The 10,941-nt window shown below is 67.3% G+C and carries 9 protein-coding genes; 4 read left to right on the top strand and 5 right to left on the bottom strand.

The features are described from left to right. The first annotated feature begins 191 nt into the window (after positions 1-191). The 4 genes from HDR50_RS11325 to HDR50_RS11310 all read left to right on the top strand — a co-directional run bounded on the left by HDR50_RS11325 (position 192) and on the right by HDR50_RS11310 (position 4,291). Positions 192-662, top strand: a complete 471-nt coding sequence (locus HDR50_RS11325) for a hypothetical protein (protein WP_291358295.1) — start codon at positions 192-194, stop codon at positions 660-662. A gap of 101 nt (positions 663-763) precedes the next feature. Further along, positions 764-2,806, top strand: a complete 2,043-nt coding sequence (gene mrdA, locus HDR50_RS11320) for a penicillin-binding protein 2 (RefSeq protein ID WP_291358294.1) — start codon at positions 764-766, stop codon at positions 2,804-2,806. Further along, positions 2,799-3,905: a rod shape-determining protein RodA gene (gene rodA / locus HDR50_RS11315; protein ID WP_291358293.1), complete on the top strand. Its 1,107-nt coding sequence runs from the start codon at positions 2,799-2,801 to the stop codon at positions 3,903-3,905. Before mrdA ends, rodA begins: the two co-directional genes overlap by 8 nt. A gap of 23 nt (positions 3,906-3,928) precedes the next feature. Then, entirely contained in the window at positions 3,929-4,291 is a 363-nt protein-coding gene (locus HDR50_RS11310) for a polymer-forming cytoskeletal protein (RefSeq protein WP_291358292.1), read from the top strand. A 389-nt stretch (positions 4,292-4,680) separates the two neighbouring features. On the opposite strand, the gene HDR50_RS11305 is transcribed toward HDR50_RS11310, so the two are convergent. From HDR50_RS11305 to HDR50_RS11285, 5 genes are all read right to left on the bottom strand, one after another. Beyond that, positions 4,681-5,559, bottom strand: coding sequence for a sulfotransferase family 2 domain-containing protein (locus HDR50_RS11305; protein WP_291358290.1), 879 nt, complete (start codon positions 5,557-5,559; stop codon positions 4,681-4,683). After that, complete coding sequence (gene alr / locus HDR50_RS11300) at positions 5,552-6,685, bottom strand: alanine racemase (protein ID WP_291358289.1); 1,134 nt, start codon at positions 6,683-6,685, stop codon at positions 5,552-5,554. The genes HDR50_RS11305 and alr overlap by 8 nt, the downstream gene beginning before the upstream one ends. A gap of 99 nt (positions 6,686-6,784) precedes the next feature. Then, entirely contained in the window at positions 6,785-7,933 is a 1,149-nt protein-coding gene (locus HDR50_RS11295; RefSeq protein ID WP_291358288.1) for a DegT/DnrJ/EryC1/StrS family aminotransferase, read from the bottom strand. Continuing rightward, entirely contained in the window at positions 7,930-10,065 is a 2,136-nt protein-coding gene (locus HDR50_RS11290; RefSeq protein WP_291358287.1) for an HD domain-containing phosphohydrolase, read from the bottom strand. Before HDR50_RS11290 ends, HDR50_RS11295 begins: the two co-directional genes overlap by 4 nt. Beyond that, complete coding sequence (locus tag HDR50_RS11285; RefSeq protein ID WP_291358285.1) at positions 10,062-10,907, bottom strand: transglutaminase-like cysteine peptidase; 846 nt, start codon at positions 10,905-10,907, stop codon at positions 10,062-10,064. The genes HDR50_RS11290 and HDR50_RS11285 overlap by 4 nt, the downstream gene beginning before the upstream one ends. Positions 10,908-10,941: the final 34 nt, after the last annotated feature.

Here is a 10,941-nt window from a genome sequence, read left to right as displayed (position 1 = left end):
AGCGCCCGTGGCGCGTCCTGCGGCAAACCGCAGGGAGGCCGCGCCCGTTGCCCCCGGAGCGGGCACCGCGCCCCCCGCGCCAGCCGCCGGCAACGCCAGGCCCGGTGCTTCGCCGCTTCCGCCGGCGCCCCCGGCTTCCGACGGGACGGCGCCGCGCTACCGCGTGGTGTTGCCATGAGGCGCCGGCGCCCATGAAGGTGCTGAAGACCGCCGGCTGGTGGCTCATTTTTCTCGCCGTGGGCGTGTGCATCCAGGCCCTTGCGCCGGGGCTGGACGTTCTGGCGGTCGGCCTTATCATCCTGCTCCAGGAGCGGGATTACAAAAACCTCGTCTGGCTGCTGCCGCTCTTCGTGCTGGTGCAGGAGGGCATGGGCACGCGGCCCTTTGGGGCGGTCATCGTCTGGTACGCCGCGACCATCGTGCTCTTCCGGCTGGGGCGCTGGCTCTTCGAGGTGGAGAATTTCGTGTTCGTCTTCCTGCTTTCGGCCTGCCTCGGCGCGGCCTATTACGGCGTGACCTGGCTCATGGCGCCGCTGCAGAACCTCGCCTTCAATGTGGAAGACACGCTGGACAAGGCCCTCATGCAGGCGCTGTTCATGCCCTTTGCCTGGCGGCTGCTGGTGGCGGCGCGGCAGTTGAACGCCCCCGAGGAGGAGGAATAGCAGCTCCGCGCGCCGGCTGCTCCCGGCGTTTTTTGCCGGCCTTGGCTGGCATCGAATGTGCATGAAAATGGCGGCCTTCCCCAACCTCAACCATAGAGCCCATGCAGCAGAACGACACCCAGAAGCCTGCCCCCACCGGCACTGAGTCCAAGCGCCCCCAGGCCCACTCCTGGCTCAGGATCCAGGTGGAAAACGAGGGCTACCAGCCCCCGCGCGGCGGCGTCATCCTCCTCCAGGTGCTGGTGGGGGTCTTTTTCTTCATCTTCGTTGTCCGCTTCTGGTATCTCCAGGTGCATCTCGGCGCCGAGTTCACGCGCCAGGCGCAGGAGAACCGCCTGCGCCAGGAGCGCATCTTCGCGCCCCGCGGCCGCATCCTCGACGAGGCCAACCGCGTGCTCGCCGACAACCGCACGGCCTACGGCCTCTCCCTCGTGCGCGAGGACTGCGAGGACCTGCCGGCCACGCTCGCGCAGATCAGCGCCTGGTCGGGCATCCCGCTCTCGCATGTGCAGGAGAAGTACCAGCAGGACCGCTTCAAGGTGAAGCCCTTTGAGCCCCTGCTCATGATCACGGACATCGACTTCGACCTCGTGGCGCGCATCGAGTCCGAGATCCATGCCTGGCCGGGCCTCGAGATCGTGGTGCGCACCAAGCGCAGCTACCCGGAAAACGAGCTCTTCGCCCATGTGCTCGGCTATGTGGCCGAGGCCAACGAAAAGGAGATGGAGGCCGACCCCGCGCTCGCCATGGGCGACCTCGTGGGCAAGCAGGGCCTCGAGTACAAGCTGGAAAAGGATCTGCGCGGCAGCAAGGGGCTCTACGACGTGGAGGTGGACGCCCTCGCCCGCGCCCTCGGCAAGACCCTGCGCGAGGAGCCGCGGGGCGGCGCCGAGATGCAGCTCTCGCTCAACAGCGAGCTCCAGCGCGCAGCGTGGAACGCCCTCAACGGCGAGGCCGGCTGCGTGGTGGTCATGGAGCCGGACACGGGCAAGCTCCGCGCGCTCGTCACCTCGCCGGCCTATGACAACAACCTCTTTGCGGGCGGCATCTCCCGCCGCGACTGGGAGGCCCTGCGCACCAACAACCGCTTCCCGCTCCAGAATCGCGTCATCCAGAGCGTCTATCCTCCCGGATCGGTGTGGAAGCTGCTCATGGCCGCCATGTTCCTCGAGCGCGGGGTGAGCCCGCGCGACACCGTGTTCTGCGCCGGGCAGGTGCGCCTCGGCAACCAGATCTTCCGCTGCTGGAAAAAGGGCGGCCACGGCAGCATGAACATGGAGAGCTCGCTCATCCATTCCTGCGACGTGTATTATTACCTCATGGCCGAGCGCCTGGGCATCGACAAGATCGAGCAGTTCGCCAAGGCGGCGGGCTTCGGCGCGCCCACGGGCATCGACCTGCCGCACGAGAAATCGGGCCTCGTGCCCTCCAAGGAGTGGAAGAAGCGCCGCTTCAAGCGCCCCTGGGTGCGCGGCGAGACCTTCAATGTCTCCATCGGGCAGGGCTATACGCTCGTGACGCCCGTGCAGATGGCCGTCTATGTGTCGGCCATGCTCAACGGCGGCGACCTTTTGAAGCCGCAACTGCTGGAGAACGCGCCGCGCGAGGTGCGCGGCAAGGTGCCCGCGCGCAAGGAGACGCTGGACTTTGTGGTCAATGCCATGCGCAAGACCGCCGGCGCCGGCACGGCCCGCGTGGTGGGCCGCAAGGACGCGGACATGGGCGGCAAGACGGGCACGGCCCAGGTGGTCAAGCTCAAGATGGCTGCGGGCGACCGGCGCCTGCGCACCTCGGAGATGGAATACGCCCAGCGCGACCACGCCTGGATCGCCACCTGGGGCAGCAAGAACGGCAAGCGCTACGTGGTCATCGTCATGGTGGAGCACGGCGGCGGCGGCTCCAGCGTGGCCGGGCCTGTGGCCAAGCGCGTCTATGAGCACCTCTTCGGGCCGGATACCGGCATAGCGCCCCCGCCCGCTGCCGCTGCCGGCCAGCCCGGAGCCCCGGCACAGCCTCGCGCGGCAGCCACTGCTCCGGCCCCGGCGGCCGCGTTGCCCGCGCCCGGCGCGACAGCTTCCCCCACGGCCCCGCGCGCATCCCCAGGAACCACTCCCGGTATATCCCCCGGTATTTCTCGTGGATAAGCGCCTCTTCAGCCACCTCAACTGGGGCCTTTTGGCCTGCATGTTCGCGCTCTACTTCGTGGGCGTGGGCAATCTCTATTCCGCCAGCGGCACACGGCTCGAGGCGGGCCTCGCCTTTTCGGACTTCTACCAGCGCCAGCTCATCTGGGGCCTTGTGGGCCTGCTCGGCATGATTGCGGCCATGAGCTTCGATTATCGCCGGCTGCGCAACATGGCGTGGCCCTTCTTTCTCCTGACCGTGGTCCTTCTGCTGCTCGTGCCCATCGCCGGCAAGACGGTCTACGGCGCCAAGCGCTGGCTCTCCCTCGGGTTCATGAGCGTGCAGCCCTCGGAGCTCGCCAAGCTGGCCGTGCTCGTGCTGGGGGCGCGCCTGCTCGCGCGCGACGGGCGCCCCCTGGGCTGGAAGTCCTTTTGCTCGGTCATGGCCGTGGGCCTTGTGCCGGCCGGGCTCATCCTTATCCAGCCCGACCTCGGCACGACCATGCTCATCCTGCTCATTTTGGGCGGCATGATCCTCTTCCACGGGGTGCGCGGCTACATCATCAAGACCGGCCTCGTGGCCGTGCCGCTGGCCGCGGCCTTCATGTGGTTCGTGGGCATGCACGACTACCAGCGGCAGCGCATCCTCACTTTTTTGAACCCGGGCAATGACCCGCGCGGCTCGGGCTACCACATCCTGCAGTCGCGCATCGCCATCGGCTCCGGCGAGGTCTGGGGCAAGGGCTTCGGCGAGGGCACGCAGAGCCAGCTGCGCTTTTTGCCGGAGCGCCATTCGGATTTCGCCGTGGCCGTGTTCGGCGAGGAGTGGGGCTTTGTGGGCTGCGTGGCTCTGGTCACACTGTTCTGCCTCTTCCTGCTCTCCATTTTCTCCACGGCCGTGCAGGCCAAGGATCGCTTCGGCAGCATGCTCGTGGTGGGCGTGTTTTTTTATTTTTTCTGGCAGATCTTCATCAACATGGGCATGGTCATCGGCCTCATGCCGGTGGTGGGCATCCCGCTGCCCTTCATCAGCTACGGCGGCAGCGCGACACTGGTGAACTTTACCTTGCTCGGCATTGTGCTTAATGTGTCCATGCGGCGCTTCATGTTCAAGGGCTAGCGCCGCGTCACCCGGGAGGAAACATGGGCAAGGACGAGATCGCCTATCTCGGTTCGGATACCGTCTATGAAGGCAAGCTCAGCTTCAAGGGCACCGTGCGCATCGAGGGCCGCTTCACCGGCGACATCGTAAGCGACGGCACCCTCAACGTGGGCAAGGACGCGCAGGTGCGCGGCACGCTCAATGTGGGCGAGCTTTTGCTTTCCGGGCACTTCAACGGCGAGGTCGTGGCCAAGCGCCGCGTGGTGGTCTACGGCTCGGGGGTGCTGGAAGGCACGCTTCAGACGCCGAGCCTGCTCACCGAGGAGGGCGGCGTCATCGAGGGCCAGATCACCATGCGCAATCCCGCCAAGCCCGCGGCCAAGGCGCCGGCCGAGCAGGGCTAGCGCCACTCGGATTTTCTTTGAGGCTTTGTTATAGTTGCGAGTTGGTGCGCTAGCTGTGCTGCACGGGTAACGCCGAAATTATCCGTCAAAAACAGCCTTTTCGGTGCTGGCTGCGTCAGAGAAAAATTTCCTCGGTCGAGTACTTAAGTACACTCCCTTCGGAAATTTTTATCTTCCTTGCCAGCACCGAAAAATCTTATTTTTTAGGATTCTTCCGGCACCAGCCCCCGTCTTTCGCTTCGCTCCAGACGGAATTAAGGAAGGACGATCAGCTGTTTTGTATAACGGCACCTTCTTTGATTGCACCGGGCTTGGGGCACGGGCGCCGACTGCGGCCATACCTGCCGCACCTGCCGGTGCGCCCCTTCCCCGCCGTCCCTAGCCCCGTATTACCAGCGGATGTCCTTGGACAGGGCGATGCCGTCCGTCTCGTCTTGTACTTCGGCCACGCGCTCGTAAAGCAGGCTTGAGATCTTCTGGAATTTGGCGTTGATGAAGCTGTATTCCTTGAGCTGCTTCTGAAATTCCGGCCCCGCCTCCGCAACGCGCCGCGCAAAAAGCTCCTGCGCGAAGCGGTAGAGCTCCATATCCGCACTGTTGTATTCCTGGGCCAGTTCCGCCTCTTCCGCGCTCATGGGCGCCTGTGCGCCCGCATGGGTAAGGGCGTTCCTTTTCTGGTGCAGGATATTGGGAAGTTCCGTAAGCTTTGACAAAAGCAGCATACTTTCCATGAAGCGTTCCTGAATGCCGAAAAACAGGAACGCGTACTCGAGATTGTGTTTCGCCTTCGCCAGGGCTTCCGCAAGATCGGTCTTTTCCAGCGAGTGGCCCGAGATGCAGCGGGTCATGAAGTTCTTGCCGCGGTAGCGGAGCAGCTTGTCCGTACTGGTGATGTATTGGGAAAACGTGATGTCCCGCGAGTTCAGGTAGTCGTAGAGATGCTGGTTTTTCCAGGTTTTCAGGAAGATGTATTCCGAATGGAGCCGTTTTACAGGGTCGCGCAAAAAGGTGAAGGCCCGCACAGGCTTGCCGTAAAACTGCGTGGGATTGGTGCCCGTCAGCAGCAGGTGCCCGGTGATGAAGCGGAACCTGGCGAAAGCGGCTTCGTCAATATATTGGTATTTCTTGAATTCTTCCTGCGAATAAATTTTCAGGATCTGCTCGGCCGGATAGTTGGCGGCAAAGATGGCATCGACGGTGGTGCCGCCCGTGCGCGGAAAATGTAGGAAGAAGAGGGGCGGGGCGTCCGCCTTGGGGGTGTCAGGCATAGACGCGCGGGTTGAGGCCGCCCATGAGGCAAAGGATCTCGTAAGGAATGGTGTCGAGCAGTTGCGCCAGCTCCTGCGCGTCCACCGGGGTCTCGCCCGCTTGGGTAGGGCCGCCGAGCACCCAGGCGAGGTCGCCGGGCGCGGTGTCGGGCACGTCGCTCACGTCCAGCATGAGCATGCTCATGCAGACGCGGCCCACCTGCGGCACGCGCCGGCCGCCCACGAGCAGGGACACGCGCCCGGAGAGCGCCCGCGCGTAGCCCGTGGCGTAGCCGGCCGCGGCCACGGCCACCAGCATGTCGCGCGGGGCCGTGAAGAGGCGCCCGTAGGACACGCTCTCCCCGGCGCTGAGGCGATGCACGGCGAGGATGGGCGCGGCCACGCTCATGGCCCATTCGAGATCCTGCCCGAGGGCTTCGCGGCTCGTGCCGGCGAAGGGATTGCCGCCATAGAGCGCGAGGCCCGGGCGGCAGATGCCGCTCTCGGCCCGTGCCGGGCCTACGGTGGCGGCGGAATTGCCGAGGGAGGGGAGCAGCCCCGGGAAGGCCGCAGCAAGGCCCGCGAAAAAGCGCCCGAAGCGCTCCACCTGCATGGCCGTGTAGGCGTCTTCTTCCGGCATGTCCACGCTGGAAAGGTGCGAGAGCGCAAAACGCGGCGCAAGCACGGGATGGGCGCGCAGGAGCTCGGCCAGCGCCGGGGCGTCCTCAGGGGTGAAGCCGAGGCGCCCCATGCCGGTGTCGCACTTGAGGGCCACGGGCACGGAGCGCGCGCCCGAGACCGTGGCGGCGGCCGCGGCCGCCTCGATGTCGTCAAAGCCCGCGATGAGCAGGGTCAGGCCACTGGCCGCGGCCGCGCGCCATTCCCCAGCGGTCAGGCAGCCCATGAGGGGCACGATCTCCTGCCCGAAGCCGGCGCGGCGCAGGGCGATACCCTCGCTGGCCGTGCCCACGGCGAAGCGCCGCGCGCCGGCATCCGCCAGAGCCGCCGCCACAGGCAAAAGGCCGTGGCCGTAGGCGTCGGACTTGATGACGGGCATGAGCCCCGCGGGATCGCCCAGGCGGCGGAAATTGCGGCGCAGGGCCGCGAGGTCGATGCGGCAGAAGGCGGGCGTGAACGTGCAGGGCATGAAGGCTCCGGGCTGCGGCCCCGGCGGGAGCCGTGCCATGGTTGTACAGGAGAGCGGCCAAAGCATCAAGGCCCGGCGCGGGCTTGTGCCGCGCCGCCCTCAGCCGCGCAGGGCCTTCAGGGTCACGTCCGCCACCTCGGCGGCGAGCTCCGGCGCCATGTCGGCCCACAAGGGCAGGCAGAGCACGCGCTCGGCCATGTCTTCGGAGACCGGGCAGGGCGGCGCGTCCACATAGGGGAGGCGCGTGAGGCTCGGGTAGAAATAGCGGCGCGGGTGGATGTCGCGCGCGTTGAGCGCCTTTGCGGCGCGGGCGCGGGCTTCGCCGTCCGGGAAGATGACGGGGGAGTATGCGTTGTTCCACTCGAGCCCGGGCGCCAGCCGCGGCCGTCGCAGCCCTTCGGGCCCGGGCGCGCCGTCGGGGCCGATGCCGAAGGCCGCGTCATAGACGGCATTGAGGGCCGCGCGCCGGGCGATGTTTTCCGCCACGCCGGGCAGCAGGCAGAGCCCCATGGCCGCGTGCAGCTCGGAGAGCTTGGCATTGATGCCGAGCGAGGTATGCGTGTCGCCCCTGTGGCCGAAGGCGCGCAAAAGCTCGAGCTCCGCCTTGGCGCCCGGGTCGTGCGCCACCACGCAGCCGCCCTCCACCGTATGGAAGAGCTTGGTGGCATGGAAGCTCGCCGTGGCCGCGTCGCCGAAGGCGAAGAGGCTTTTGCCGTCCAGGCGGCTCCCGAAGGAGTGGGCCGCGTCGTAGAGCACCGGGATGCCGCGCTCGTCCGCGAGGCTCCCGAGGGCCGCCACGTCGCAGGCATTGCCATAGACATGCACGGGCAAAAGGCCCGCCGCCTCGGGATGGGCCTCAAGCTGGCGCGCGGTCTCCTCCGGGCTCATGCAGAGGCTTTCGGGGTCGATGTCAGCGAAGACCGGGGTGCACCCCTCCCAGAGCAGGGCCGAGAGCGTCGCCACATAGGTGAAGGGCGTGGTGATGACCGTCTTGCCGTTGAGCCCGAGCAGCCGCAGAGCGAGCTGCAGGGCCAGGGTGCCGTTGGCGCACACGGCGATGGCCGGCGCGTCGAGCAGGCGGCCGAGCTCCGCCTCCAGCCGGCGCGCGTATTCGCCCATGTTGGTGAGGTCATGGGTCTCGAAGATGCGGCGTACGCAGCCGAGATAGTCCTCCAGAGGGGGCAGGTTGGCGCGCGTCACCTGCACCGGCCCCCCCCGGCGCGGCGTGCGCTTCGCTGGACGGTTCATGGCTGCACCGCTTCCCCGCTTGCGTCCGCGCCGCCAGGGGCGGCGCTTCCGGCCACCCGGGCCAGCGCCGCCACGACCTCCTGGTCGAAGCGCAGGTCATTGGAGAGCTGGCGCACGGCCTCGGCCGGGTCCATGCCCTTGTCGCCCCGCCAGGCGCGCGGGCTCGTCATGGCCACAAAGGCGTTGACCACCGCGAGCACGCGGCCGGCGCGCGAGATCTCCTCCCCGCGCAGGCCCTGCGGGCTGCCCGAGCCGTCCATGCGCTCGCCCATCTCGCGCACGGTCTCGCGCACGGGCAGGTCGAAGCGCAGGTCGTGGAGGATCCTGTCCGCATGTTCCGGCGCGCGGAGCACTTCCTGCTTTTCCTCGGGCGTGAGCGCCCCGCTCTTGGTCAAAAGCTCGCGCGGCACGAAGATCTTGCCGATCTGCGAGAGCCTGGCGGCAAGGCCCAGGGTCTCCTTTTCGCGGCTGTCCAGGTCCAGCTCGTCGGCCACCAGTTCGGCGGCGCGGGCCATCCTGTCCGAGTGGCCTGTCAGGTTCGGGTCCACGCTCTCGATGGCGTGCACGAGCGCGGTGATCAGCGCGAGCTGCCGCTGGCGGGCGCGCTCGGCATTGCGGCGGAAGCGCGTGATGTCCTGGAAGGTGGCCACGCAACCCGTGGTGGCGAGTTCGCCGCCCTTGGCGTCGGCGTCATAGGGGTAGAGAGTGACGCGGAAAAGGCGCGTGCCGTCGCCGTCATCGTCCGCATCGGCCGGCGCGTCCGGGAGCGGCGGCATGGCGACCTCGACGGTGGCCGACTGGCCGCAGTCATGCACCACGGCCATGTCGCCCAGAAGCTGCACGGCCACCTTGCCGGGCAGCACCTCCACAAGCGGGGTGCCCGGGGCGATGGCGTCCTTGTGGCCGGCCAGCGCGGTGAAGGCTGGATTTTCCATCTGGACGCGGCCCTGGCTGTCCACCAGCACGAGCCCGGCGTGGAGCGAGGCGTTCACGCTGTCGAGCAGGGCCTTCTGCTTGCTGATGGTGGCATTCTTGTCCATGAGCACGCGGTTCCTGGCCTCAAAGGCGCGGTTGGAGGCCCGCACATAGATGAGCGCGATGAACAGCCAGAGCACGCCCGCGCACGCGAGGAAGAGGATATAGTTCTGGAGCGTCTGGCTGCGGATGATGCCGTCCACCTCGGCGGCGGGAGTTTCGAGCACGAAGCGCCAGTCGAGGACGGTGGGCCTGGCGCCCATGGAATAGACCTCGCCGCGGCCGTCCAGGGCCTCGCGGCGCAGGAAGGGGATGGTCTTGGGCTCCAGTTCCTGCACGAGGGTGGGGGTCACGGGCTCCTGCACCACATGGCCGCCCTTGATGAGCACCATGACCGGGCCGTCGGGCCCCTGGTCCACGATGCGCGGCAGCAGCGTCTCCTCGTGCTCGCCGGTGCGCGCGAGGAAGCCGGCCAGCGGCTTGTCCATGGGCACCGAGAGCAGGAGCACGGCCACGGTCTGCGGCTCTTCGGCGCCGAGCACCTCAAAGAGCGGGTCGGCCATGTCCATGACAAGGCCGTTGTCGGTCATGCGCAGGGGCCCGAAGGCCGCCTTGCCGCTTTCGCCCGCGCGGCGCACGAGGGCCGTCTGCTCCCCGGTGAGCGGCGTGGCGAAATCCGGGGCGACCAGGGGCGTGCCGTCCGCGCGCATGACGCGGGCGTTGGTCCAGGCGCGGCGCCGGGTGAAATCCTTGAGCAGGTCCTGCATGTAGGTGAGCTGCTCGGCCAGGGAGCGCACGGCCTCGTCATCGGAATTGAGGGCTTCGGGGTCGGCGATGCGGGCGAGGGCGTCTGCGTCGAGCTCCCGCGCGTCCATGACGAAGAGGCGGAACATCTCCGAGGCGCTGATGAAGCGTGACTGCTCCACGAGCTCGTTGCGCCAGACGCGGATGGCGTCCAGCGACTTGTCGAGCCAGGTCTGCTGGGTGTCGCGCTGCTTGGCGAGGGTGGCCTGGGTATCGTTTTCCGTCCCGTAGCGGGCCACGAGGAGCGCCACCAGAATGAGGAAAATCAGGATGCCGCCCAGTATCAGGCGGCGGACGAGTTTGCGCCGTGACTCGTTGCCCGTTGCGCTGTCCGTTCCAGCCAGTGCCATCATTGCCGTTTCCCCCCCCGGGCCTTGGCGGTACCTGCCGGGCGCCCCTTGATATGCGTCCAGCGGCCGTTTTCGTTGACGGAATATTGCGGAACATAGTTGCGCAGCCGTGAATGCGGCTGCACCACATTGCTCAGGTTGTCAAGCACATAGGCCTCGCCGTCGAGATAGACCACAAGGACGGCGTGGGCCAGGTTGCGGATGGTGTCGCGCAGGACCACGATGCGCATGTCCTCCGGCGAGATGCCCAGTTCCTTGAGGGTGAAATACTTGGCGATGGCGTAATCCTCGCAGTCGCCGGACTTTTTCAGGAACTGCGCGGGCACGGCCCAGTAATCGGGCTTGCCCCAGTTGACCATGTCCTCGCGGTAGGGCCAGGTGTTCCAGAAGGTATTGACGAGCTTCAGGACATCGCGCGGGCTCTTGCCCTGGGCGCGGTCCCTGAGGATCTTCCAGGTGGTGGTGCGATTGAACTGGCGCTCCGGGCTGAAGATGGGGCTTTTCGCATTGCGGTCGAGCACGTCCAGCCAGCCCGGCAGGGTGGAGAGCGGCCGGCGGAATTCCACGGTGCCGAAGAGCTTGATGCCGTGGCCCGCGGCGCCCTGCGCGGCCGGATGGGCGGGCGCGGCCGCCCCCGATGCTGCCGCTTCGGGCGAGGCGGCTTCGGGAACAGCGGGCTCCGCTTCCGGTTCCATGTTCGCGCCCACGCCCACGGGGGTGCGTTGGGCCGGCGCGGCGAGGGCGCCGGAGACGCCGGCGCCGAGAAGGATGAGCGCGAGAGCCGCGGCTGCAACGCCCCAGGGACGGGGGAAAGCGCGGAAGAAAGCGAAAAACCGTTGCCGCATGGTCCATCCGGGAAAGAGGGTGACGGGCATGGGG

Source organism: Desulfovibrio sp. (assembly GCF_014803725.1).
Lineage (GTDB): Bacteria > Desulfobacterota > Desulfovibrionia > Desulfovibrionales > Desulfovibrionaceae > Desulfovibrio.
This window is presented reverse-complemented; position numbering and strand designations above follow the sequence as displayed.

Coding starts and splice junctions, on each gene's coding strand:
- HDR50_RS11290 (WP_291358287.1), bottom strand. CDS start 10,065: ATGATGGCACTGGCTGGAACGGACAGCGCAACGGGCAACGAGTCACGG.
- HDR50_RS11325 (WP_291358295.1), top strand. CDS start 192: ATGAAGGTGCTGAAGACCGCCGGCTGGTGGCTCATTTTTCTCGCCGTG.
- HDR50_RS11305 (WP_291358290.1), bottom strand. CDS start 5,559: ATGCCTGACACCCCCAAGGCGGACGCCCCGCCCCTCTTCTTCCTACAT.
- alr (WP_291358289.1), bottom strand. CDS start 6,685: ATGCCCTGCACGTTCACGCCCGCCTTCTGCCGCATCGACCTCGCGGCC.
- HDR50_RS11285 (WP_291358285.1), bottom strand. CDS start 10,907: ATGCGGCAACGGTTTTTCGCTTTCTTCCGCGCTTTCCCCCGTCCCTGG.
- mrdA (WP_291358294.1), top strand. CDS start 764: ATGCAGCAGAACGACACCCAGAAGCCTGCCCCCACCGGCACTGAGTCC.
- HDR50_RS11295 (WP_291358288.1), bottom strand. CDS start 7,933: ATGAACCGTCCAGCGAAGCGCACGCCGCGCCGGGGGGGGCCGGTGCAG.
- HDR50_RS11310 (WP_291358292.1), top strand. CDS start 3,929: ATGGGCAAGGACGAGATCGCCTATCTCGGTTCGGATACCGTCTATGAA.